This is a genomic window from Bradyrhizobium sp. 2TAF36, assembly GCF_052114925.1.
Classification (GTDB): domain Bacteria; phylum Pseudomonadota; class Alphaproteobacteria; order Rhizobiales; family Xanthobacteraceae; genus Bradyrhizobium; species Bradyrhizobium barranii.
This window is the reverse complement of sequence record NZ_JBFRFR010000024.1, coordinates 1-24,236: the sequence shown is the minus strand read 5'-3', so window position 1 is coordinate 24,236 and position 24,236 is coordinate 1. Positions and strand designations below refer to the sequence as shown.

Below are 24,236 nucleotides of genomic sequence, written 5' to 3'. Positions count from 1 at the left end.
CCCAGTTTGCGCAGGGCCGGGGGGTGCAAGGGTACTACGATGTCGCTGTATTTCTTTCGCATCAGCACCGGTCGTTATTCCGGCGCCGCCGACCAGCCGTACGAGTTCGAGGATCGCGCCGCCGCTTGGGCCGAGATGAGCGAGGTCTGCGCCAACCTGCTCGGCAGCATCGCGCGCAACCTGAAGCCGAACGCGAAGTGGAGCATGGAGCTGCTCGACGAGAACAAGAAGCCGGTCTTCCGCGTCAGCCTGGTCGGTGAGACCGTGTGCTGATGACCGCGAACGGGCAACCGTTAACGGACGCCAGCGCGTGCAAATCCGCGAGTTCCATTTCATTGCACGTGAAAAGTGTGCAACTGCAGTAGTTTAAGCACGATTTCAGTATTTCTACCCAGGCTGCCGCGGCCACCCTTAACGTTAATGAGTAACCTCGCGGTTAGCCTTCCCGGACTGTTCACGCGCGTCGGCGCGGCAATGCGTATCCGGGGATTATGTCGATGATGTTCATTCAGAACCTGCGAATTGGCACCAAGCTCGCTGTGACCTCGGCACTCACCATCGCGCTCGTCGCGCTGATGATCGTCCTCCAGATGAACGGCGACGCTGCGGTTCAGAAGCTCAGCAATGGGGCATCGGGGCAGCAGTCGATCGCGCAAAGCGCCGCGGAAGCCAAGGCGTCGGTCCGCGGGATGCAGATCGGCATTCGTGACATCCTGAGCTCCACGTCGCCGGCCGAGTTGCAGAAGGCCGTCACCTATTTCAACGATCGGCAGACCGCGGCCCTGAAATTCGCGGACGAGATGGCGAAGCTGTCGCGCTCGCCGGAGAATCACAAGCGGATCGACCGCCTGATCGTGTTGGTCGGCAATTTCAGCAAGGGGCAACAGCAGATCGAAGCGATCCGCAAGCAGGAGCTCGCCCTGAGCGCGAAGAAGGACGGTGAAGCCGCAGCGCCGCTCGCAAAGCTCGTGGCCGAGGTCGACCGCATCCGCAAGGAGATGCTGGCGCCGATCAACGAAGAGATCTCGGAGCTGACCAACGAGATCATCAACTTTGCCAAGCAGAAGAGTTCCGAAGCCCGCGCCGAAGCCGAAGCTGAGGCCGCGTCCGTCGCGCGGACCTCGTTCGTCGCCGGCGTGCTGGTCGCGCTGGTTTTGATCGGGGCGTGCATCTTCTCCGTCTTCAGCATTGCGCGGCCCATGCGCGCATTGACGGCGGCGATGGAGAAGCTCGCCGGCGGCGATTTCTCCGTGGTGCTGCCGGGCCTCGGCCGCAAGGACGAGGTCGGCGAAGTCGCCGGTGCCGTCGAGAAATTCAAGATCGTGTCCGAACAGAAGGCGCGAGAGGACGCGGAAGCCAAGTCGCGGCAGGATCAGCTCGCGGCCGAGCAGCGCAAGTCCGAGATGCGCAGGCTCGCCGACAGCTTCGAAGGCGCCGTCGGCGAGATCGTCGGTACGGTGTCGTCGGCTTCCACGGAGCTTGAAGCATCCGCCACCACGCTCACCTCGACCGCGGAGCGCACGCAGCAGCTCACCACCGTGGTCGCGGCGGCCTCCGAAGAGGCCTCCACCAACGTGCAGTCGGTGGCGTCGGCAACGGAGGAGCTGTCGTCGTCGATCACCGAGATCAGCCGCCAGGTGCAGGAATCTGCGCGCGTCGCCAGCGAGGCGGTCGGCCAGGCCCGCACCACGACCGACCGTGTCAGCGAGCTGTCGAAGGCGGCGACGCGGATCGGCGACGTGGTGGAGCTGATCAACACCATCGCCGGYCAGACCAACCTGCTGGCGCTCAACGCCACGATCGAGGCCGCGCGCGCCGGCGAAGCGGGCCGCGGTTTTGCCGTGGTCGCCTCCGAAGTCAAGGCGCTCGCCGAGCAGACCGCGAAGGCGACCGGCGAGATCGGCCAGCAGATCGCCAGCATTCAGGCCGCGACCGAGCATTCGGTCGGCGCCATCAGGGACATCAGCGACACCATCGAGAAGCTGTCGGAGATCTCCTCGGCGATCGCCGCTGCGGTCGAAGAGCAGGGCGCCGCGACGCAGGAAATCTCCCGCAACGTGCAGCAGGCGGCGGAAGGCACCCATCAAGTGTCGTCCAACATCACCGACGTGCAGCGCGGCGCGAGCGAGACCGGCTCGGCGTCCTCGCAGGTGTTGGCGGCGGCGCAGTCGCTGTCCGGCGACAGCAATCGCCTCAAGCTCGAGGTCGGCAAGTTCCTGGGTACCGTTCGCGCGGCCTGACCAAAACCGCAGGGAGAGCCTTGCTCCCTGCGCAACTCTCGGAACGCAAGAGCGGCGTCGATCGCGGTGAAAACTCCGTGTTTCTACGGCAAACGTGGTTAAGGGAAGCGGAATGGTTTTTGGACGAAGTTCATGGGAATTCAGCCGCTTGAGCGGCAACGTCCATGAAGGATTCCAGTCATGCATTTTCTCGGCCGCTTCCGCATCCTGAGCAAGATCCTCGGGATCGTCCTCCTGCTGTGCGGGATCGGCGCCGCGATCGCCTGGATCGGCGTCTCCGCCCTCAGCGATCTCAGCGAAAAGGCCGACGTGATGTCGACCGCGGCCAAGCGGGCCCTGCTCGCCGCGCGCGCCAACCAGAACGTCATCGCGCTGAACCGCGCTGAATTCCGCAGTGCGCTTGATCCGCGTGACGACAATCGCCTCGCCGCGCGTGATGTCATCAACGCCCAGCTCAAGCAGTATCAGGAGCGTTTCGACGAGGTCAGCCAGACCCCGGACGAGAAGGCCAAGACGCTGCTCCCGGGCGTGCGTGAGGCGTTCTCGGCCTACAAGAGCCAGATGGACACGACGCTCGCGGCCGTCGATGCCGAGAAGTCGGCGAAGCTCAGCGACAGCGCAGACAAGCTGCGCGACATCGCGATGAAGAGCAGGACCGCTGCGGAGAACCTTCAAGGCAAGATCCGCGAACTCGCCGATCGGCTGAATACGCGTGTCGAGGAGAAGAGCAAGGAAGCGCGCGAGCAGTATGAATCGACGTCACGCTTCCTGATCATCCTCGCAGGCCTCGGTGTCATCATCGGCGGCGCGTTGGGCTTCATCATCGGTCAGTACGGCATCGCGCGGCCGATCCGCATGATCGTCGGTGTGCTCCAGGAGCTTGCCTCCGGCCGCTATCAGGTCGAGATCGCCGGCCTTGATCGCAAGGACGAAGTCGGCGAAGTCGCCAAGACCGCGGAAGTGTTCCGGGAGAACGGCCTTGCCAAGATCCGGATGGAAGCCGAGCAGAAGGAGATGGAGCAGCGCAGCGCGGCGCAGCGTCGCCAGGACATGCTCCGGCTTGCCGACCAGTTTGAAACCGCCGTCGGCGAGGTGATCGAGACCGTGAGCTCGGCCTCGACCGAGCTCGAGGCTTCCGCGACGACGCTGACCTCGACCGCGGAGCACGCGCAGCAGCTTGCGACGGTGGTCGCTTCGGCCTCTGAGGAAGCCTCCACCAACGTGCAGTCGGTGGCCTCGGCGACCGAGGAGCTGTCGTCCTCGATCACCGAGATCAGCCGCCAGGTGCAGGAATCCGCGCGCGTGGCGAGCGAAGCCGTCGGCCAGGCCCGCACCACCACCGAACGTGTCAGCGAACTGTCGAAGGCGGCAACGCGGATTGGCGACGTCGTCGAGCTGATCAACACCATCGCCGGCCAGACTAACCTGCTGGCGCTCAACGCCACGATCGAGGCTGCGCGTGCAGGCGAAGCTGGCCGTGGCTTCGCCGTCGTCGCTTCCGAAGTGAAGGCGCTTGCCGAGCAGACCGCGAAGGCCACCGGCGAGATCGGCCAGCAGATTTCCGGCATCCAGTCTGCTACCCAGGAGTCGGTCGGCGCCATCAAGGACATCAGCGACACCATCGAACGGCTGTCGGAGATCTCTTCGGCGATCGCGGCGGCGGTGGAGGAGCAGGGCGCGGCGACGCAGGAGATCTCCCGCAACGTGCAGCAGGCGGCGGAAGGCACCCATCAAGTGTCGTCCAACATCACCGACGTGCAGCGCGGTGCGAGCGAGACCGGCTCGGCGTCGTCGCAGGTGCTTTCGGCTGCGCAGTCGCTGTCCGGCGACAGCAACCGCCTCAAGCTCGAGGTCGGCAAGTTCCTCACCACGGTGCGCGCCGCCTGAGGGCGGCCGTCCTCACCCCATCGTCCGCCGATTGCAACCKCCGCGCGAGGACGCGTGGCGGTTCGCATGCGTCCGCAGCCGATGCCGCGGTGAGAAGGTCTGCACGGTTAACCTTCCGGAAAACCGATGCAGTCATGATCTCGCAATATTCGGGTGCCGAGTCGCCCTCCCTGTATTGCGTATCGAACGTATCGGAGCACATTCAATGAGCGGCTTCTCCATTCGCCTCACCCACAAGGTCATGGCGATCGGACTCTTCGGCCTTGTCGGTCTCGTCGTCTTCGGCGCGATCTACGAGATCGGCAGCCTCTCTCAGGACGCCTCCCGCACCGTTGCCAACCGCGCCCGCGCGATCGCTGACCTGAACAAGCAGCTCACGATCGAGATGCTGGAGGCGCGCCGCAACGAGAAGAATTTTCAGCAGCGCCGCAACGAAAGCTACGCCAAGGCCCATGCCGAGCTGATGGGACCGATCAACCGCGATTTCGACGAGGTCGAGCGGTTGATGGCGGCCGGCGGTATGAGCGCGCTGTCCGACAAGACCAGGCAGGCGCATGACGGCTTCAAACGCTATGCCGAGGATTTCAAGGCGCTCGTCGTGGCCGAGACCAGACTCGGGCTGAACGAGACGCTTGGCCTGTCCGGCTCGCTCCGCGCCGCCGTGCACGACATCGAGGTGAAACTCAAGGAGATCGACGATCCCAGGACGACGAGCTGGATGCTGATGATGCGCCGGCACGAGAAGGACTTCATGCTGCGGCGCGACCCCAAATACATTGCCGAAGTGAAGAAGGCCGCGGTCGAATTCTCCAAGGCGATCGAGGTGGTCGCAGTCCCGATGGCAGTGATGAACGACATCACGGCCAAGCTCCAGAAATACCAGTCCGAGCTCGCGGCCTGGGCCGAGACCGCGCGGCAGAGCGCTACGCTGGACGCGAGCATGATGAAGACATTCCGCGAGCTCGAACCCTCCATGGTCGAGGTGCGGACCGCCGTCGACGCCATGTACAAGCAGGCGGACGCCGCGGAGGCCGCAACGCGCGATGCCGTGCGCATGTGGATGATGATCGCCTTCGCGCTCACCGTCGTCGTGCTCGCCGTGGTCGGCTTTGTCCTCGGGCGCTCGATCTCGAAGGCGCTGTCCGGCATGGTCGGTGCGATGACGCGGCTGGCGCGCGGCGAGCTTTCGATCTCCGTCCCCGGCGTCGGGCGCAAGGACGAGATCGGCGAGATGGCCGGTGCGGTCGAGGTGTTCAGGACCAACATGGCGGAGGCCGAGCGGCTGCGTGCGGAGCAGGCCGAGGCTGACGCGCGCGGGCGCGAACGGCGCAAGGCGGACATGCACCGCCTCGCCGACGGGTTTGAAGGCGCGGTCGGCGAGATCATCGACACGGTGTCGTCGGCGGCAACCGAGCTCGAGGCGTCCTCCAATACGCTGACCCAGGCCGCCGAGCGCGGCAACGGGCTCGCCACGGCGGTGGCGGCGGCCTCGGAGGAGGCGTCCGCGAACGTGCAGTCGGTGTCGTCCGCGAGCGAGGAGATGACCACATCGATCTCGGAGATCAGCCGCCAGGTGCAGGAATCGGCCCGCGTCGCCGACGTCGCGGTGGAGCAGGCCCAGCGCACCAACGCGCGCGTCGCGGAGCTGACCAAGGCGGCAGGGCGTATCGGCGACGTGGTCGAGCTGATCAACACGATCGCCAGCCAGACCAATCTGCTGGCGCTCAATGCCACGATCGAGGCGGCACGGGCGGGCGAGGCCGGCAAGGGCTTTGCGGTGGTTGCGACCGAAGTGAAGGCGCTCGCCGAGCAGACCGCGAAGGCCACCGGCGAGATCAGCCAGCACATCGGCGCGATCCAGACCGCGACGCAGGATTCGGTCGGTGCGATCAAGGAGATCGGCGACACCATCGCGCGGATGTCGGAAATTTCCTCGGCCATCGCCGCAGCGGTGGAGGAGCAGGGCGCCGCGACGCAGGAGATCTCCCGCAACATCCAGCATGCCGCGCACGGCACCTCGGAGGTCTCCGCCAATATCGGCAACGTTCAGCGCGGTGCAGGCGAGACCGGGGCTGCGTCGGCCCAGGTGCATTCGGCAGCACAATCGCTGTCTCAGGAGAGCAACCGGCTGAAGAGCGAGGTCGCGCGCTTCCTGGAGTCGGTCCGGGCGGCCTGAGGTCGTCAGTTGCTCCGTTCGAGCCGCGCATCGCGGTGCGCCGGTGTGGCGTCGCGCGATGTCTGCTGCACTGCAACTAATAATTGCGGAACATATAACGGCGGCGACAGCGAATTCCGTAGTTTCACGTAGGTTCCTGTTAACGCCTGTTTGCAACTATGAGCGCAATCTTACGGGATAAAAATCAGCCAGCATTGTTGAACTGACTTCCGCCCTGTCGTCCGTCGTGACGATGGCGGCGCAGGTGATTTGCGCGTTGCTAGGTCTCATCGGGATTTGCTGTGATGTCGAAGTTGTCGATCGTGTTCAAGCTTCTGACCGTGTTGTCGGTCCTCGTGCTGTCGCTCGCCGGCGTCGGCGTGATGGCGATCGGCACCATGCAGAGTATCAATTCCCACACCGTCGAGATCGCGGAGAGCTGGCTGCCGAGCGTGCGTGCGCTCGGCTCGCTTCGCGCCGACATCAACGAGCTGCGCGTCGCGCTGCGCCTGCACCTGATGCAGGACACCGCCGAGGGCAAGGAAGCCGCCGAGAAGCGCCTCGCCTCGCTGCAGGCGCGCATCGACCAGACCCGCAAGGTCTACGAGCCGCTGATCACCTCGGCCGAGGAGCGTTCGCTCTATGAGCAGTGGAGCAAGGCGTGGGCCGAGTACCTGAACGGGGTGCAGGACGTCATGGCGCTGTCGCGCAAGGGCGTCGGTCGCTTCCCGACCGATGCCAACGAGCTGTTGCAGACCAAGGTCGCGAAGATGGCCCAGGCCGCCGACCCGCTGCTCCAGAAGGGCATCGAGATGAACAACCGGGGCGCCGAGCTGGAGACGAAGCAGGCAGCCGACAGCTACGCCACGATCTTCCGCGTGCTGGTCGGCATCATCGTGTTCTCGGTCGTGATCGCGATCGGTGCCGCCTATTATCTCGTGCGTGACGTTTCTCGCGGCATTGCCTCGATCATCCATCCGATGCAGTCGCTTGGCGAAGGCGACCTCTCCGCCGAGGTGCCGCATCGCGGCGAGAAGACCGAGATCGGCTCGATGGCGGATGCGCTCCAGATCTTCAAGGAGGCGTTGATCGCCAAGAAGGCCGCCGACGAAGTCGCTGCTGCCGACGCCGAGGCCAAGATCGAACGCGGCCGCCGCGTCGACGCCATCACCCGCAAGTTCGAGGCCATGATCGGCGAGGTCGTCGGCACCGTGTCGTCGGCCTCGACCGAGCTCGAGGCCTCCGCGACCACGCTGAGCAGCACCGCGCAGCGCGGGCAGGAGCTTGCGACCGTGGTCGCTGCGGCGTCCGAGGAAGCCTCGACCAACGTCCAGGCGGTTGCGTCCGCCTCGGAGGAGCTGTCGTCCTCCATCACCGAGATCAGCCGCCGCGTGCAGGATTCGGCGCGGATGGCCGCGGAATCCAGGAGATCGGCGGCACCATCGAGCGGCTGTCCGAGGTGGCGGCGGCCATCGCAGCCGCCGTCGAGGAACAGGGCGCGGCCACGCAGGAGATCTCGCGCAACGTGCAGCAGGCTTCGGTCGGTACGCAGGAGGTCTCGATGAACATCACGGACGTGCAGCGTGGTGCGATCGAGACCGGCTCGGCGTCGACGGAGGTGCTGTCGGCGGCGAAATCGCTGGCGACCGACAGCACGCGGCTCAAAGTCGAGGTCGCGCAGTTCCTGGAGTCGGTCCGCGCGGCTTGATCCTCAAGTGCTCGCCTGCGGAGCCGGCGGCGGTGCGACCTGCCGCCGGAACAGGATGCGCTGGTAGAGCCAGCCGATCGCGACCAGCACGATGCCGAGGCACATGAACGACAGCGCGCGGTAGACGCCTGTCAGCGTCGACATGTCGATCACGAAGGCCTTCAGGATCGTCAGCGCGATCACCGCGGCCGACGCCAGCCGTGCCCGCTCGGAGTTGACGAGAATGCCGACGCCGAGCAGCACCACGCCGAAGCCGAGCCAGCCGATCGAATAGGTGTATTGCTCCGCGCCCGTGGTGGCGCCGTAGAGCAGGACCGGGCCGTGATAGAAGCGGCGGATCTCCAGCGTCAAATAGGTCAGCGCGAACACCAGCGCAGCGCCGGCAATCGTGTTCGCATAGGCGACGGGGCGATGTCCGGCCACCGCATAGGACAGCAGCAGCATCAGCACCGCCGGGAGAGCGTAGCCGAGCAGCAGCAGGTTGAAGACGAGACCGCCGACATCGACGCTGGAGAGCAGCCACGGATTCTCCAGGATCAGCAGGCCGAACACGCTGATGAGCCCGGCGATCGCGGTGAGCGCGATTGCGCCGACATTGTGAACGATGCTGTGGCTCCTCAGCCGCAGCCGCTCCAGCCCGATCGCCATGGCGAGCGCGACGCAGACTTGCAGGGCAAATTCGAGCAGTGAGGGCGGCGACGTCATGCGGCCGCCGGTGGCAAGATGCCGGATCTCCATGAAGGCGAGCAGCGCGGTGAACAGGATCGCGGCGGCCTCCACGATGCGCAGCGGCGGATCGTCGCCGCGGCGGCGCAGGAAGATGCTCGCGCCCCAGAACGAGGCCGCCGGCAGGCCGTAGCCCCACAACAGCCAGTTGATGATCGGCGTGGTGCCGACGGCATCGCCGACGATGCGTGGATCATAGCCGATGCGCGCGGTAACGATCGCGGCAAAGATGGCGGCGAGCCGGCGCAGGACCGGGATCGGCCGCTGCAGCGAGATCCAGGCCGTGCCGAGCGACATCAGGGCCAGCGCGATGGTGAGCCAGCCCTTTTCGAGGGCGAAGGTCAGCGCCAGTGCCAATGCGCCGAGCGTGCCGGTCGCGAACAGCGCGACGGAGGTCGCAGCGCCCGGCCGATCTTCGCGGCGTGCCAGCGCTTCGGTCGCAGCGCCGAAGGCCGCGGCGAGCAGCACCGCGAGGATCGCGAACGGGATCGAGCGGTCGAGATGGGCGATGCGCGCGTAGAGCGCAACGAGGATCGCGGTCGGCGTCGCAACGGCTGCCGCCGACCACACCACCGGAATGACCGCCGAGCTCGAGCGGCCCTGCGCGAGAAAGCCCGCGATGCCGAAGCCGGCAGCGAAGATTGCGGCCATCACCAGATGCAGCGTCACCGCGCCGTCGATCGCTGTCGGTCCGACGCCGGGCATGGGGCCGCCCGGCAGCACCAGCATGTCGGGATTGGCGCGCACCGCCCATTCGGCGAACACGATGAAGACGGTCGCTGCGGCCGCGCCCAGCGCGCCGGTCGCCGCCGGCGCGCGCCAGGCGACGAACAGCGTCGCACCAACCAGAAGCGTGAAGGCGATCAGCGCAAGGTCCGCATGCGCGCTCGACAGCACGATCAGCATCGCGCCGAACAGATAGGCGCCGAGGGAGCTCGACGACACCGGCTCGATCTCGCCGTCCTCGATGGTCGGGCCGAACATGAAGCCGCAGACCACGAGCAAAGCGGCGAGCACGAAGCCCGCGATCGCATGGAAGGCGTGCGGCGCGACCTGCAGTTCGCTGGTATCGAGACCCGGGAAGATCCAGAGCACGGCGAAGGCGATGGTCGTCACCGCGAGCCAGCGCCACAGCCGGATGTGCGCGAGGCCGAAGCTCGCGGCGGTGACGATCGCAAGATAAACATAGAGCGCCCAATAATCCGGCTTGCCGCTGGAGACGAGGATCGGCGTCACGAACGCGCCGACCACGCCGAGGCCCGCGAGTGCGGGCCCATGCAACAGTGCCGCGGCGAGCGTGCCCATCGCGACGATGCCGAGCAGCACGAAAGCGGTGGCGGGCACGAGGAAGCCATAGAGCGCATAGGCGGCGTAGATGGTCGCGAACGCCACGGCCGTTCCGGCCGCGGTGAGGATCGCGGGGATGTTGGCGATCGGCAGCGCCGCGATGTTGGAGATGCTCTCCTTGCGTCGCGACCATTCGCCGGCGCCCAGCAGCGCGGCTGCGAACAGCCCGCCGAGGAACACGCGCACGCCGGGGCCGACGAGGCCCGCCTCGATCGAATAGCGCACCATGAAGAAGCCGCCGAGCGCGAGCGCGAGGCCGCCGATCCAGACCACCCAGCGCGTGCCGAGCCGTTCCTCGAAGCCGGGCGCCGGCGCGGGCAAAGGCGGCGGTGCGTAGGCCTCGGTGCTCGCCGCAAGCGGCGGCGGTGCATCGGCTTCAGTGCTCGCTGCGAGCGGCCGCGGTGAAACCTCTTCGGTGACGAGCGGAGGCGGTGCTGCCTCGACTTCGGGCGCGAGCGGCGGCGGCTCGGCGGCCGTCGTCGCGGGCGCCTCGGCCTGCACCTGCGTGGGCATCAGCGGCGGTGGCTGCACCTGCCGCTGCGCGTAAAACATCTCTTCGAGCGAGGCGAGCCGGCGGCGCAGCTCGGTCGCCTGGCTGGAGGCCTTGATCGCGATCAGGACAGCGATGATCGCAATGATCAGCGCAAAGACGTCAAACGGGCCGTCGAACATAAAGCCTCCAGGCAACCGGCGGGCAGGGGCCGGTCACGCAAATCCTAGGATCTAGCGCCGGGAGCGTACGCGCAAGCCCGGCGCGGGTCGTTCCTGGAGCACGTCGCGGCGGAAGCGGTAGAGCGCCGCCGGCCGTCCGCCGGTCTGTGTCGACATCACCCCGGTCGGTTCGACCAGGGCTTCGGTTTCGACCAGGCGGCGGAAATTTTGCTTGTGCAGGTGCCGGCCGGAGATCGCCTCCACCGTGTACTGCAGTTCAGTGAGTGTGAACTCCGCGGTCAAAAGTTCAAACACCACAGGACGATACTTCAGTTTCGCACGCAGCCGCGCGATCGCGGTCGCGAGAATCCGGCGGTGATCGAATCGCATCGAGGTGCCGAGCGCGGGAAGCTCCTTGCGCGCCAATGCCGCAGGGCGGCCGTCGCGCCGCGCCTCCTCGATCAGCCCGGCCTCGTACAAGAGCTCGTAGCGGTCGAGCACGCGCTCCTCGTCCCAGGGCGCGCCGTCGAGACCGAAATAGAACCGCACGCGATCCCGGCGCGGCAATGCGCGTGTGGTCTCCGGCGTCTCCTCCTCGGCCCATAGCGTCAGCGCCGGGATGATGTCACGGGCGATGATCGCGGGCGGCTCCTCGCGCCAGTCTTCCCAGGGGAGGAAGCGATACCATGGTTCGAAGCTCGCGCCGGTCGCTGCGAGCTCGCCGCCCACCGCGCGCGTCAGCGCGAGATAGCCGATCGACACCATATGCGCACCGGTGTCGCCGGCCTCGGCATGACGACCACGATCGCCGAACGTGTAGAGCTGCTCGACATAGCCGAGCCGCAAGCCCGCCTGTGCCTCGACCCAGGCGCGCAGGCCGATCTCGAACGTGCGATGGCTCGGCGCATCGAACGGCCCGAACGGCAGGCCCGCCAGCCCATCACTGCTGTGCGCGGTGAGGATCAGCGGCTCATGATCCTCGATCGCGACGATCGCCGCGGTCAGGCCGATCTCGATCGGCGTCAGCTGCGTGTCGCTCATGCGGCTGATGTCGCAGTTGTCATTCGAGCTCGATCACGAAGGGGCGGCCCTCGACCATCATCGCGCCCGGGCCCATCTCGTCGAGCGCGCGCAGCATGCGGCCGTTGCGCCCAAGCGCGCGGTCGGCAAGGCCGACGATGCGGCGGTTCGGCGAGGCTATCGGGGAGGCCGCGCGGATCTTCTTGGCGATCTCGATCTCGTCGCGATCCGGATTGAGGGCGCAGACGGCCGCGAACGCGCTCGCAGTGGAGCGGCTGATGCCGGCATAGCAATGCACCACCAGCGGCGCGCTGCGGTCCCAGCCGCGCACGAAATTCAGCACCTGGTCGATATGAGCTTCGGATGGTGCGGTGAAGCCGTCCATCTCCTCGGTGATGTCGTCCATCGACACTTTGAGATGGTTGGCCGGCAGCACCGACACCGGACGTGCCACCTGCTCGACATTGGCCATGACGGTCAGCACATGGCTGGCCCTGGTGAGGCGGACGGTTTCGGGAAGGGCGGCGAGGGAACAGACGTGGATCATGGCGGACCTTTTTGCCGCTGATTATAGCGAGCGCTCGTACGGTGGGCAAAGGCGCATCGCGCCGTGCCCACCGTTTCGCACCGCGCACATTGCGGCTAGTTTGGTGGGCGCGCTTCGCTTTGCCCACCCTACGAAGGGATGATGCTACGCGAACACCGCGTTGAACCGCTCCAGAAACTGCTTCTCGGCCCGCGCCGCGGTCCAGGGCGTGAGGTAGTCGCGCCGGACGCTGTCGGAGAGGCCGGGGTCCCTGCCGAACAGGCGCTTCGCCTCGCTTTCGCTGAAGCCGGCGAGCTCGGTTGCCTCCAGATAGGCCGCCCCGCGATCGGCGGCCTTGATGGCTTGCGTGATCTCCTCGGGCAGCGCCGGCGGCAGGCCGAAGCGGATGTGGATGGCGCCGAGCAGGCGCTTCTCCACCGCCTTGTAATGGCCGTCGAGCACGGCCTTGAACGGCGAGATCATGTCGCCGATCACGTATTCGGGCGCATCGTGCAGCAGCGCGGCCAGCCGCATGCGCTCGTCGACGCGCGGCATCTCGTGCCGCATCACGGTCTCCACCAGAAGCGTATGCTGCGCGACCGAGAAGATGTGCGCGCCGGTGGTCTGCCCGTTCCAGCGCGCCACGCGCGCGAGCCCATGCGCGATGTCGGCGATCTCGACATCGAGCGGAGAGGGATCGAGCAGATCGAGCCGCCGGCCCGACAACATGCGTTGCCAGGCGCGGGATGCCACGTCGCGTGCCGTTTTCTTCGCGGTCATTTGGCCTTGAGGCGCGGCTTGCGCTGCGTCTTGCCGCAGCTCGCGTGACAATGGCAGTCGACGAGATGGTCGTTGACCATGCCGGTCGCCTCCATGAAGGCGTAGACGATGGTCGGACCGACGAATTTGAAACCGCGCGAGGACAGTTCCTTGGAGATCTGCGTCGACAGCGGCGTCGAGGCCGGCACGCTCGCAGTGGTCTTGAAATTGTTGACCTTGGGCCGGCCGTCCATGAAGTCCCACAACAGCTTCGAGAAGCCCGGGCCCTTCTCCATGATGTCGAGATACGATTTCGCGCTCAGGATCGCGCCGTCGATCTTGGCGCGGTTGCGCACGATGCCGGCATCGTTCATCAGCGCGTGCACCTTCTTGTCGTTGTAGCGCGCGATCTTCTCCGGCTGAAAATCATCGAAGGCTTTGCGGAAATTGTCCCGCTTGCGCAGGATCGTGATCCAGGAGAGGCCGGCCTGGAAGCCGTCGAGGATCAGCTTTTCGTAGAGCGCACGGTCGTCATATTCCGGCACGCCCCATTCGGTGTCGTGATAGGCGACATAGAGCGGGTCTTCGCCGGGCCAGGGGCAGCGGGTCTTTCCGTCGGGATGCAGGCGGGGGGCTCGGCTCATGCGATGGGCTGCTTCAGGGGAATGCGGACGACGTCGGGTTCGGCGAGCCGCACGGCGAGGCCGCCGGCGGTGAGCGGCTGGCCGGCATCGAGCGCGTCCGCAACGCGGTCGATGCGCACCAGCGCGATGCCCTTGCCCTGGGCGGACGAGCCCATCGTGCCGACCGGCTTGTCGCCGGCCATAACACTGACGCCGGCCTCCGGCGAGAGGTCATCGAGCAGCACCTTGACGCTGCGGGTGCGCGCGGTGCCGCGATGCTGCATACGCGAGACGACCTCCTGGCCGACATAGCAGCCCTTGTCGAAATCGACGCCGGCGAGGCGGTCCATGTTGGTCTCGTGCGGGAACGCATCGCTGTACATGAAATCGAGCCCGCCGCGCGGCACGCCAAGCGCAATACGATGCGCCTCATAGGCGGAGGCATCGACCAGCTCGGCGCCGATGAGATCGGACAGCTTCTGCTTGAGATCTTCGGGGATCAGGATGCGAGTGCCGAGCGCATCATTGCGCGGATCGGCGAATGCAAGGTCCGGCTGCGCCGCAAGCTGGCCGTCCCAGGCCGCGAGCACACCGAGATCGAGGTTTTCCACCGTGACCTTGGCGCGCAGCTTGTAGAATTTCAGCTTGGTGGCGAGGCCCTCGGCCAGCGCCTTCGGACAGTCGATCAGGAACCCGCCGCCATGGCCTGCGGGCACCTCTGTGATCAGGAAATCCACGATGATCTTGCCCTGCGGCGTCAGCAGCGCACCGAATCGCCCCAGGCCCGGCTTCAGCCTGTCGAGATCGGTCGTGATCAGGCCGTTGAGGAAGTTGCGCGCATCCTCGCCCGCGACCTTGACCACGCTCCGGTCGGGAAGAAACGCTGATTTCATGTGAAAATCTCTTGCGACATGTTGCTCCGGAACGTAAGCCCGCAAGGCATAAACGACAAGACCTCAAGCCCCGCGCTTGGGGATGAGAGAGGCCTTCAGCCATGACCCAGCGCTTCGATGTGATCCTCAAAGGCGGCACCGTCGTCAACCAGGACGGCGAGGGTGTTCGCGATATCGGCATCACCAACGGCCGCATCGCGGAGCTGGGCCCGCTGTCGCAGGCCTCCGCCGCTGAGGTGATCGACTGCAAGGGCCTCCACATCCTGCCCGGCGTGATGGACACCCAGGTGCATTTCCGCGAGCCCGGGCTGGAGCAGAAGGAAGACCTCGAGACAGGGTCGCGCAGCGCCGTGATGGGCGGCGTCACCGCCGTGTTCGAGATGCCGAACACGTCGCCGTTGACCGTGACGGAGGCCACCTTCACCGACAAGGTGAAGCGTGCCCATCATCGCATGCATTGCGATTTCGCCTTCTTCATCGGCGGCACCCGCGAGAACGTGCAGGATCTGCCGGTGCTGGAGCGCGCGCCCGGCTGCGCGGGCGTCAAGGTGTTCATCGGCTCGTCGACCGGCGCGCTGCTGGTGGAGGACGACGAGAGCCTGCGCCGCATCTTCCAGGTGATCCGCCGCCGCGCCGCCTTCCACGCCGAAGACGAATACCGCCTCAACGACCGCAAGTCGTTGCGCATCGAGGGCGATCCGCGTTCGCATCCGGTCTGGCGCGACGAGACCGCGGCGCTGATGGCGACGCAGCGGCTGGTCAAGCTCGCGCACGAGACCGGCAAGCGCATCCACGTGCTGCACATCTCGACCAAGGAAGAGATCGAGTTCCTGCGCGACCACAAGGATGTCGCGTCCTGCGAGGCGACGCCGCATCATCTGACGCTGGTCGCACCCGAATGCTACGAGCGGCTCGGCACGCTGGCGCAGATGAACCCGCCGGTGCGCGGGGCCGATCACCGCGCCGGCATCTGGCGCGGCATCGAGCAGGGCATCATCGACGTGCTTGGCTCCGACCATGCCCCGCATACGCTGGAAGAGAAGTCGAAGACCTATCCGGCCTCGCCCTCCGGCATGACCGGAGTGCAGACGCTGGTGCCGCTCATGCTCGACCACGTCAACGCCGGCCGCCTGTCGCTGGCGCGCTTCGTCGATCTCACCAGCGCCGGCCCCGCGCGTCTCTACAACATGGCCTGCAAGGGCCGCATTGCCGCGGGCTACGACGCCGATTTCACGATCGTCGATCTCAAGCGCAGCGAGACCATTACCAACAAATGGGTGGCGTCGAAGGCCGGCTGGACCCCCTATGAGGGCGTTCGCGTCACGGGCTGGCCCGTCGGCACCTTCATCCGCGGCCGCCGCGTGATGTGGCAGGGCGAACTGGTGACGGCCTCGCAGGGCGAGCCGGTGCGGTTCCTGGAGACGCTGAAGCAGTAAGGGGCATTCTTTAGCCTCGTCATTGCGAGGAGCGCAGCGACGAAGCAATCCAGAATCTCTCCGCGGAGGCAGTCTGGATTGCTTCGCTGCGCTCGCAATGACGAGGGGAGAGAGCTACAATCCCTCGACAGGGAGAGTAGTCCATGACCCAACCCCTCATCACCACTGTGCAACTCGCCGCGATTCTCGGCGATCCCAACCTCCGCCTCTACGACTGCACGACCTACAACGAGCCTGTCCCGCCCGGCAGCGACGTGCCGTATCGCGCTGTCCCGGGCGACAAGACGTTCGCGGCCGGCCACATCCCCGGCGCGGATTTCTTCGACCTGCAGGGCGAGTTCTCCGACACCTCCGCGCAACAGCTCTTCATGATGGCTGGCGTGCCCCAGCTAGAGGCCGCCTTCGGTCGCCACGGCGCTGACGCATCCAAGACCATCGTGCTCTACAGCATCGGCACCATGATGTGGTCGACGCGATTCTGGTGGATGCTGCGCTCGCTCGGTGTCGATGCACAGGTGCTCGACGGCGGGTTTGACAAATGGAAGGACGAGGGGCGGCCGGTCGAGACGGGCGCGCCGAAGGGCTATCCCGCCACCACCTTCAAGGCCGTGCCGCGCGCGGGCTTCTTCGTCGACAAGACCACCGTGAAGGCGCGGATCGGCGATCCCTCGACCGTGATCGTCAACGCGCTCGGGCCGCAATTTCATCAAGGCCTCGAGCCGAGCCGCTACGGCCGGCCCGGCCGCGTGCCCGGCAGCGTCAACGTGCCCGCGGCCACGCTCGCCCAGGCCGACAAGACACTGACGACGCTCGCCGATGCCGAAGCGAAATTCGCGGCCCAGGGCGTTACGCGCGACAAGAATGTGATCTGCTATTGCGGCGGCGGCATCTCGGCGACGATCGACCTGCTCATGCTGACACAACTCGGCTACGACAAGCTGACGCTGTACGATGCCTCCATGGGCGAATGGGCGAGGGATCCGGCACTGCCGATCGAGACGGACTAGAGGACTCTCTTACCCTCCCCCCTCCAGGGGAGGGTAAGGAAGGAGGGGGAGTGTAAGGAAGAAAGTCGGGAACCTTTATCGCGGGCCCGCATCCAATGTCCGGAACGAATGGAAACAGGTGACCACCATGCAGCGGACCGCAGCCGGCCTGTCCGCCGGCGCCAGAGCATCGGAAGCCGAACTGATCGACCGCGCGCGGGGCCGTGACGAGGCCGCGTTGCGCGAGATCATGCAGGCCAACAACCGCAGGCTCTACCGTCTTGCGCGCGGTATCCTGCGCAGCGACAGCGAAGCCGAGGACGTGGTGCAGGAAACCTATGTCCGGGCCTTTACCCATCTGGACGACTTTCGCGGCGAGTCCGGGCTGTCGACCTGGCTGTCGCGCATTGCCATCAACGAGGCGCTTGGCCGGGCGCGAAGCCGCAAGCCGCATGTCGAGCTCAGCGCTCTGCCGGAAGAGGCGCTCGACGCGCAGATCATAAAATTTCCCGTTTCTCCCGCAGGCGATCCGGAAAGGACCATGGCCCAACGTGAAATCCAGCGCGTCGTCGAACGCGCAATCGACGAACTGCCGGATGTCTTCCGCATGGTCTTCGTCGCGCGCGTCATGGAGGGGATGAACATCGAGGAGACCGCCGATCTGCTCGGCGTCAAGCCCGAGACCGTGAAGACGCGGCTGCACCGTGCGCGCACCATGCTGCGCGAGAACGTCGAGAAGGAGATCGGTCCGGTGGTGATGGATGCCTTCCCGTTCGCCGGGTGGCGCTGCGAGCGGCTGACCGTATCGGTGCTGAAGCGGCTCGGCAGCGGCGGCTGAAGTTTTTCGGGAACGTTTGCGCGAAAATCCCATCCAATGCCTGTGAAGCAACGCCGGCAAACCGTCCGGCAGCACAGGAGTTTCAAACATGTCCACCCGATGGAGCGCGGCGATCGCCGCGGCAATTCTGTTGTCGAGCCCCGCGCTGCTTCGGGGCGCCGGCGCAGCCGACAAGCCCACCGATCCGCAGATCGCTCACATCGCCTACACAGCGGGCGTGATCGACATCAACGCGGCCAAGCAGGCGCAGAAAAAGGCCAAGAACAAGGACGTCAAGGCGTTTGCCGAGGACATGCTGCGCGACCACGAGGCGGTCAACAAGCAGGCGCTGGCGCTGGTCAAGAAGCTGAACGTTACGCCTGAAGACAACGATACCAGCAAGGCGCTGTCGAAGCAGGCGAGCGACAAGCTGGCTGAGTTCGACAAGCTGAGCGGCGCGGCCTTCGACAAGGCCTATGTCGCGAACGAGGTCGCCTACCACAAGGCGGTCAACGGCGCGCTGGAAACCCAGCTCATCCCGTCCGCCGGCAATGCCGAGCTCAAGAGCCTGTTGCAGACCGGCCTGAAGATTTTTCAGGGCCATCAGCAGCACGCCGAGCATGTCGCGGCCGAGCTGAAATAGGGGGTGTGGGATGAAGCCGGGACACCTCGCTTCGATCGCGCTTGCGGTCGTCTTGCTGTCGATCGTCGTCCCGGCGCGCGCCGCGACCATTCAGATCACAATGGAAAATCTCGTGGTTTCACCGGCCGAAACGTCCGCGAAGGTCGGTGATACCATCGAATGGATCAACAAGGACGTGTTCGCGCACACCGCCACGGCGAAGAACGGCGATTTCGACGTAATGYTGCCACCGAAGAAGTCGGCAACGTTTGTTCTGAATAAGGCGGGAACAGTCGATTATTACTGCCGCTATCATCCCAACATGAAAGCGACGCTCAAGGTCGCGCCGTGAGGGAGGAGGGAGTGCATTCCCGATCGTAGTGGGAATATCTCCCGGTCATCGCGAGACTAATGCTAGTCCGGGGGAGGCGGCTTCCGTGCGATAAACGCAGCAGACTTCGCGAACCTGTTCGCCAGATCCCGTTCGCCAGGTCATTCATCCGTAGACTGGCCCCGCCCGTGTGGCGGGGTCATTTTTCGCAAGCAGCTTACTGCCTTGCGAGAGTGACCGAGAATTCGCCGTTGCGGATGCGGCCCGGAAAGCCCTCGACGAATTTCGCCACCGCATCCTCGCCGTAGGTGCCGACGAGCTCGGCGAATGCCGCAAACAGGCTCGCCTGCGCCAGGCAGTCGCCGTCGACGCCATCATGGCGCGCTTCGGCCCAGGCCTCGTTGAGATAGCTCAGCGCGGCCTGTTTCTGCTCGTGATCGGGCAGCGGCGCGCGGGCGGGGGCGTAGGACACTGAATGGCTCATGAAACTCGATCAGGGCTGGGGCGCGATCCACGGCGATGCGCTGTACGAAAGGTGTAGCACGCGTATTAACGCCCGCTAGGCCACATCTTTAGGAACGGTTAACGGCTGTGAACAAAGTCGATGACAGGGTTCCAGATGCGCGTTCGCGTTCATCTCTCGTCATTCCGGGACGCGCCGACAGGCGCGGGCCCGGAATCCATCGTGCGTCAGAGTTGGTGGCCCGATGGATTCTCAGATGCGCAATTGCGCATCGTAGCTCGCGCTTCGCGCGCCCCGGAATGACGGAAAGAGAAATCAGTTCGCGTAACGCGCGGTGAGATCACGCGAGATCTTCGAGCCTTCCTCGATATAGCGGCGGATCGCCACCGTCGCGGCCGGCGTGCAGCTCCGATAGGTCTGCTGGAAGCCGTTATAGCCGCGGTTGAAGCCGGCGATCATGCGGGTGCGGCGCTCGCCCGAGGGGGTTTCGGCATCGATCAGCGCCTGCATCTCGCTGCGCCATTTGTTGCCCTCGTTGGACCCGCAGATGCCGCGCAGATAGTGCAGGCCGCCCAAAATCTCCGCCAGCCGCTGCAAATCGGCGTCAAACGGCGCCGCCACGTCCTGGGCCCTCGTGGGCACGGAGGCGCAGGCGAGAATCAGGGCAAAAATGGCCAGAAATCGCGTGGACATCGGCGGGGTGTATGCCCCCTCGGGGCGGAGGACGCAAGACGGGGCAGTCAGGGCCCGATCAGCCGGGCGGCCGACAGGATGACCTCCTCCAGCCCCCCGGTCAGCTTGAGGTCGCCGAGGCTCGCCAGGGCGCCGGGGGCGATCCAGCGGTAATCGTCGAGCTCGTCGTTGAGAGCCGGCTCCTTGGCCACCCAGCGGGCGGCAAAGGACATGATCAGGTAATGGCCGGCGCCGGGGGCGGTCGGCAGCACCTCGCGCCAGCCGGCGAGGCCGATGATTTCGATGGCGAGCCCGGTCTCCTCGTCGACCTCGCGCGCCAGCGCCTGGTGCAGCGATTCGCCGAACTCGACCCGGCCGCCGGGCAGCGAATAGAACCCCTTGGCGGGCGAGCGGGCGCGGCGGGTCAGAAGCACCTTGCCGTCGCGGAAGATGGCGGCGCTGACCGCGATCTGGGGGTGGGTGGGCTGGATGACCGCAGGCATATCTTCAACGACCCTTCAACAGCCCTTGGCTCAATTCGCCATGATGGTGTCGACGTCGGCTTCCGCGCCGCCATTGATGATGCCGCCGCAGGCCGCGATCAGCGGCTTGACCCAGAGCGTGGCCTGCTCGGCGAGGCGGACGCGGGTCGTATCCTTCTCGACCTCGCGCATGGCCGAGCCGACCGCTGTCAGGATCGAGGTCATGGTATCAGTGATGTGGTCGAACTGGGCGCGCACGTTCGGATCGGCCTTCTCATAGGCTTCGATGGCCAGATCCCGTGCCTTGAAATTCGACGCGGTGAAATGCTCGGCATAGGACAGCGGCGACCAGGTCAAAAAATCTTCGGCGCATTCCGGCATGTCCGGGACCATTTCCAGCAGCATCACGGCTTCATTGAAATGGTTGAGATAGTCGGTGGCAAGCCCGGTTCGCGGGTTGATGTTGGCCACGCGCAGCCGCTCGGCCCAGGCGGCGGCCTCGGGGCCCGTCTGTACATGCGTCCGCGCGGGTTGGGAGGCCTTTGAGCTCATCTGCCGCAGTGTTAGCGTTCGGGGTTAAAACGACCTGAACGGACCCTATATAGATCGCCAAGGATGTGTGGACGCTTCGTCATAACTTCGGCCCCCGCGGCTTTACGGCAACTGTTCGGCTACATCGAGCAGCCGAATTTCCCGTCACGGTACAACGTCGCGCCGACACAACCGATTCCAGTCGTGCTGCTCGAGAACGGCGCGCGCCATTTCCGCTTGATGCGCTGGGGATTGTTGCCCAGCTGGGTCAAGGATCCCAAGGGATTTACGCTCCTGATCAACGCGCGCTCCGAGACGGTGCTGGAAAAGCCCGCCTTCAAGAACGCGATTCGGAGGCGCCGCGGCCTGATTCCCGCCGACGGCTATTATGAATGGAAGACGGAGGGCGGCCGCAAGCAACCCTTCTTCATCCACCGCGCCGATGGCGAGCCGCTCGGCTTCGCTGCGGTATTCGAGACCTGGGTCGGGCCGAACGGTGAGGAGCTCGACACCGTCGCGATCGTCACGGCGGCGGCGGGCGAGGATCTCGCCGCGCTGCATGACCGCGTGCCCGTCACCATCAGCCCGCGCGATTTCGAGCGCTGGCTCGACAGCCGCGGCGACGATGTCGATGCGGTGTTGCCGCTGATGTCCACCCCGCGCATCGGTGAATTCGCCTGGCACCCGGTCTCCACCCGCGTCAACCGCGTCGCCAATGACGACGATCAGCTCGTGTTGCCGATCAGCGCGGAGGAGATGGAGGCCGAGGCAGAGGCAGAGGCTGCGAAGCCGAAGAAGGTCGCGCGGAAGGTTGCTGCTAGCTCGTCAGATGACGGGCAGGGGTCGTTGTTCTAGGCGGCGGTGCCGTAGGGTGGGCAAAGCGAAGCGTGCCCACCATCGTGTTTCAAGCAAGTGGATAGACGGTGGGCACGGCGCGTTGCGCCTTTGCCCACCCTACGCGATCTACACGATCTCTTTTGCCCTGAGCGCCGCGATCTCCGCTGCATCAAATCCCAGCTCGCCCAGCACAGCATCCGTATCCGCACCCAATTCCGGCGCCATCCGGTCCAGCCGGCCGCCGCCATGGGCGAGCTTGAAGCCGCTGCCRGCAAAGCGCAGGCGGCCGTAGGGCGTATCCAGCTCCTGGATCGCGCCGCGGGCCTGGATTTGCGGATGATCGATGACCTCCTCGACCTTCCAGATGCTGGCGCAGGGCGCGCCGGCATCTTCCAGGATTGTCTCCCACTCGCGCGCAGGCCTGGCCGCCAGCGCCTCCTCGATGATGGCGCGCAATGCGCTCTCGTTCTCGTTGCGCGCGAACCAGTCGGTGAAGCGCGGGTCCGACAGCGTGTCCTCGCGGCCGAGCGCGGACATCAGCGCGCGGTACTGCTTCTCGTTGTTGACGGCGAGCAGGATGTGGCCGTCGCCGCATTTGAACAGATTTGCCGTGGTCCGACGGCTCACCGCCTGGTTACCCGACAGCTGCTGGCGATGGCCGGCGACCGACCAGTCCGCGATCTGCCCCGAGAGAAACGCCATCGTTGCCTCCAGCATCGAGACGTCAATGAGCTGTCCCTTGCCGGTGCGGTCGCGCTGATACAGCGCGCTCGACACGCCGAATGCGGCCGTGGCGCCCGAGAGCACGTCGCACACCGCAAAGCCCGCGCGCGTCGGCCCCGTCTCGGGATGGCCCGTGATCGCCATGATGCCCGACAGCGCCTGCATCTTGCCGTCATAGCCGGGCCGCAGGCGGTCCGGGCCGGTCTGGCCGAAGCCGGACACGGCGCAATAGATCAGTTTTGGATTGATCGCCGACAGCGCCTCATAGCCGATCCCGAGCTTGTCCATCACGCCCGGGCGAAAGTTCTCCATGACGACGTCGACTTGCATCACGAGCTTCTTCACGATCGCGATCGCATCGGGCTTTTGCAAATCGAGCGTCAGGCTGCGCTTGTTGCCGTTGATGGCCTGGAACGCCGGCGCCAGTCCGCGCTCGGCCCATTCGCGGCTGAGCGGCGTGCGGCGCATGTCCTCGCCCTCGCGCCGCTCGACCTTGATGACATCTGCCCCCAGCAGCGCGAGCTGGTAGCTCGCATAGGGGCCGGCCAGCACTTGCGTGAAGTCGAGAATCTTCACGCCCTCGAACGGTCGCGTCACGTCGCTCTCCCCATTGTTTGTTGTTGTCGGAGGACGTCAGGCGGCGCGGTTGCCGCGCGCGATCTCCTTCTGCTTGTCGAATTCGGCGCGGCGGCGCGCCAGCTCTTCGGGCGAGAGCTGCGCGACATTGTTGTAGTCGAGCTTCCAGGACGCGTCCTCGCTCCAGCGCAGCGGCGACTGCATCGTGGTCTGCGGCCCGCTCGCGCTTTCCAGCAGCGTCAGCGCGAGCTCGAGTGTTTGCGCCTGCGAGGCGACGTCGTGCGGCTTGCCCGCCGAATTGCCGAGCGGGAAGTCCGAGAACAAGAAGCGCGGCACGGCGGCATGCTCGATGATGTCCTTGGCGCAGCCCATCACCACGGTCGGAATGCCGTTGGCCTCGAGATGCCGCGCCACCAGTGCGGTGGTCTGATGGCAGACCGGGCAGTTCGGCACCAGCACGGCGACATCGACCTTGTCAGCGAGGCAGCGCGCCAGGATTTCCGGCGCGTCGGTGTCGAGCGTGACGCGATGGCTCCGGTTGGTCGGCGCGCCGAAGAAACGCTGGCTCACCTCGCCGATGCGGCCTGCGGCAGATGCCTTCAAGAGCTGCGGCAACGGAAACCAGGTGCCGTTGTCGGTCGCCGTGGTGTGCTTGCGGTCGTAGCCGATGTGCGAGATGCGCAGATCGTGCTGCTTCKAGGTGTYGCCGTCATAGACCTGGTAGAATTTCGCCCCGCCATTATACGCCGCGCCCGGGCCCTGGTCGCCCTTGGTGGGATCGTAAGGCGCGGCCGTGGTGATGATCGTCACGCGCGATTGCGCCAGCGGTTTTTTCAGCGGCTGGAACGGCGCCTCGGTGTAATGCGCCCAGCGATATGGCGTGGTGTAGCCGATCGCGGTGTAATATTCGCGCGTGCGCTGCATATAGGGGACGGGGGAGTCATAGTCGGGCGCAAAGCCGAATTCGTCGTCGCGCGAAGCGGACATGGGGCGCGTCTCCTGGTTCTTGGTTGGGACCAGACTAGAGATAGTTTTGGGGTAGCTCAACCGGGGCGGGGCGGCGCAGGGCAGAATTGCAGGCTTAGTGGAGCCGATTGCGCTGTCTTCCCCTCTCCCCTTGTGGGAGAGGGTGGCTCGCGGCGGAGCGGCGAGACGGGTGAGGGGTATCTTTCCGCGAGCCCGCTTTTTCTGAATTTGCGGACGCATACCCCTCATCCCCTCATCC

At 65.7% G+C, this 24,236-nt stretch carries 22 protein-coding genes and 1 pseudogene; 11 read left to right on the top strand and 12 right to left on the bottom strand.

All coding sequences use genetic code 11. From position 1 onward, the window contains the following. Positions 1 to 39 precede the first annotated feature (39 nt). The 5 genes and pseudogenes from AB4Z51_RS15315 (at position 40) to AB4Z51_RS15295 (ending at position 7,990) form a co-directional block, all read left to right on the top strand. Positions 40 to 273 carry a DUF6894 family protein gene (locus AB4Z51_RS15315; protein ID WP_028152150.1) on the top strand — a complete coding sequence of 78 codons (234 nt, stop codon included), beginning with the start codon at positions 40 to 42 and terminating at the stop codon, positions 271 to 273. A gap of 224 nt (positions 274 to 497) precedes the next feature. After that, positions 498 to 2,240, top strand: coding sequence for a methyl-accepting chemotaxis protein (locus tag AB4Z51_RS15310; protein ID WP_085402595.1), 1,743 nt, complete (start codon positions 498 to 500; stop codon positions 2,238 to 2,240). 180 nt (positions 2,241 to 2,420) lie between these two features. Further along, positions 2,421 to 4,127: a methyl-accepting chemotaxis protein gene (locus AB4Z51_RS15305; RefSeq protein ID WP_085402566.1), complete on the top strand. Its 1,707-nt coding sequence runs from the start codon at positions 2,421 to 2,423 to the stop codon at positions 4,125 to 4,127. A 205-nt stretch (positions 4,128 to 4,332) separates the two neighbouring features. After that, a complete protein-coding gene (locus AB4Z51_RS15300; RefSeq protein ID WP_441497602.1) occupies positions 4,333 to 6,303 on the top strand; it encodes a methyl-accepting chemotaxis protein in 1,971 nt (656 codons plus the stop codon). A gap of 284 nt (positions 6,304 to 6,587) precedes the next feature. Further along, positions 6,588 to 7,990 (top strand): annotated as a pseudogene (locus tag AB4Z51_RS15295) (MCP four helix bundle domain-containing protein). Between the two features lie 3 nt (positions 7,991 to 7,993). On the opposite strand, the gene AB4Z51_RS15290 reads toward AB4Z51_RS15295, so the two are convergent. The 6 genes from AB4Z51_RS15290 to ygfZ all read right to left on the bottom strand — a co-directional run bounded on the left by AB4Z51_RS15290 (position 7,994) and on the right by ygfZ (position 14,535). After that, positions 7,994 to 10,735 (bottom strand): DUF2339 domain-containing protein, encoded by a 2,742-nt coding sequence (locus tag AB4Z51_RS15290; protein WP_135215922.1) that lies wholly within the window; start codon positions 10,733 to 10,735, stop codon positions 7,994 to 7,996. A gap of 51 nt (positions 10,736 to 10,786) precedes the next feature. Next, entirely contained in the window at positions 10,787 to 11,755 is a 969-nt protein-coding gene (locus AB4Z51_RS15285) for an NUDIX hydrolase (RefSeq protein ID WP_085402571.1), read from the bottom strand. A gap of 19 nt (positions 11,756 to 11,774) precedes the next feature. Next, entirely contained in the window at positions 11,775 to 12,281 is a 507-nt protein-coding gene (locus AB4Z51_RS15280) for a tyrosine phosphatase family protein (RefSeq protein ID WP_028152156.1), read from the bottom strand. Between the two features lie 144 nt (positions 12,282 to 12,425). Beyond that, positions 12,426 to 13,040 (bottom strand): YfbR-like 5'-deoxynucleotidase, encoded by a 615-nt coding sequence (locus AB4Z51_RS15275; RefSeq protein WP_085402572.1) that lies wholly within the window; start codon positions 13,038 to 13,040, stop codon positions 12,426 to 12,428. After that, positions 13,037 to 13,663 (bottom strand): DNA-3-methyladenine glycosylase I, encoded by a 627-nt coding sequence (locus tag AB4Z51_RS15270; protein ID WP_063985089.1) that lies wholly within the window; start codon positions 13,661 to 13,663, stop codon positions 13,037 to 13,039. Before AB4Z51_RS15270 ends, AB4Z51_RS15275 begins: the two co-directional genes overlap by 4 nt. Beyond that, entirely contained in the window at positions 13,660 to 14,535 is an 876-nt protein-coding gene (gene ygfZ / locus AB4Z51_RS15265) for a CAF17-like 4Fe-4S cluster assembly/insertion protein YgfZ (protein WP_085402573.1), read from the bottom strand. The genes AB4Z51_RS15270 and ygfZ overlap by 4 nt, the downstream gene beginning before the upstream one ends. Positions 14,536 to 14,636: 101 nt before the next feature. Between ygfZ and AB4Z51_RS15260 the strand changes: the two genes are divergently transcribed. The 5 genes from AB4Z51_RS15260 to AB4Z51_RS15240 all read left to right on the top strand — a co-directional run bounded on the left by AB4Z51_RS15260 (position 14,637) and on the right by AB4Z51_RS15240 (position 18,748). Further along, complete coding sequence (locus tag AB4Z51_RS15260) at positions 14,637 to 15,971, top strand: dihydroorotase (RefSeq protein WP_441497601.1); 1,335 nt, start codon at positions 14,637 to 14,639, stop codon at positions 15,969 to 15,971. Between the two features lie 143 nt (positions 15,972 to 16,114). Next, on the top strand, positions 16,115 to 16,978 hold the full coding sequence (locus AB4Z51_RS15255; RefSeq protein ID WP_085402575.1) for a sulfurtransferase: 864 nt from the start codon (positions 16,115 to 16,117) through the stop codon (positions 16,976 to 16,978). A 127-nt stretch (positions 16,979 to 17,105) separates the two neighbouring features. Continuing rightward, a complete protein-coding gene (locus tag AB4Z51_RS15250) occupies positions 17,106 to 17,795 on the top strand; it encodes an RNA polymerase sigma factor (protein WP_085402576.1) in 690 nt (229 codons plus the stop codon). Between the two features lie 88 nt (positions 17,796 to 17,883). Continuing rightward, on the top strand, positions 17,884 to 18,417 hold the full coding sequence (locus AB4Z51_RS15245; protein ID WP_085402577.1) for a DUF4142 domain-containing protein: 534 nt from the start codon (positions 17,884 to 17,886) through the stop codon (positions 18,415 to 18,417). Between the two features lie 10 nt (positions 18,418 to 18,427). Next, positions 18,428 to 18,748, top strand: coding sequence for a cupredoxin domain-containing protein (locus tag AB4Z51_RS15240; RefSeq protein WP_085402578.1), 321 nt, complete (start codon positions 18,428 to 18,430; stop codon positions 18,746 to 18,748). Positions 18,749 to 18,944: 196 nt separating this feature from the next. Here the strand turns inward: AB4Z51_RS15240 and AB4Z51_RS15235 are convergent, their stop codons facing one another. The 4 genes from AB4Z51_RS15235 to AB4Z51_RS15220 all read right to left on the bottom strand — a co-directional run bounded on the left by AB4Z51_RS15235 (position 18,945) and on the right by AB4Z51_RS15220 (position 20,896). Further along, the gene (locus AB4Z51_RS15235; protein WP_014497305.1) at positions 18,945 to 19,211 is read right to left on the bottom strand and encodes a hypothetical protein; all 267 of its coding nucleotides are present in this window, start codon (positions 19,209 to 19,211) and stop codon (positions 18,945 to 18,947) included. A gap of 294 nt (positions 19,212 to 19,505) precedes the next feature. After that, positions 19,506 to 19,883: a TIGR02301 family protein gene (locus AB4Z51_RS15230; RefSeq protein WP_011085347.1), complete on the bottom strand. Its 378-nt coding sequence runs from the start codon at positions 19,881 to 19,883 to the stop codon at positions 19,506 to 19,508. Positions 19,884 to 19,930: 47 nt separating this feature from the next. Then, entirely contained in the window at positions 19,931 to 20,365 is a 435-nt protein-coding gene (locus tag AB4Z51_RS15225; protein WP_085402579.1) for an NUDIX hydrolase, read from the bottom strand. 30 nt (positions 20,366 to 20,395) lie between these two features. Further along, a complete protein-coding gene (locus AB4Z51_RS15220; RefSeq protein WP_028152167.1) occupies positions 20,396 to 20,896 on the bottom strand; it encodes a hypothetical protein in 501 nt (166 codons plus the stop codon). 63 nt (positions 20,897 to 20,959) lie between these two features. Here AB4Z51_RS15220 and AB4Z51_RS15215 point away from each other — a divergent pair, with 63 nt between their 5' ends. Beyond that, positions 20,960 to 21,730, top strand: coding sequence for an SOS response-associated peptidase (locus AB4Z51_RS15215; protein WP_135215924.1), 771 nt, complete (start codon positions 20,960 to 20,962; stop codon positions 21,728 to 21,730). A 108-nt stretch (positions 21,731 to 21,838) separates the two neighbouring features. Here the strand turns inward: AB4Z51_RS15215 and AB4Z51_RS15210 are convergent, their stop codons facing one another. Beyond that, complete coding sequence (locus tag AB4Z51_RS15210) at positions 21,839 to 23,032, bottom strand: CaiB/BaiF CoA transferase family protein (RefSeq protein WP_085402581.1); 1,194 nt, start codon at positions 23,030 to 23,032, stop codon at positions 21,839 to 21,841. A gap of 36 nt (positions 23,033 to 23,068) precedes the next feature. Continuing rightward, positions 23,069 to 23,998: a glycine reductase gene (locus tag AB4Z51_RS15205; RefSeq protein WP_441497600.1), complete on the bottom strand. Its 930-nt coding sequence runs from the start codon at positions 23,996 to 23,998 to the stop codon at positions 23,069 to 23,071. Positions 23,999 to 24,236 lie beyond the last annotated feature (238 nt).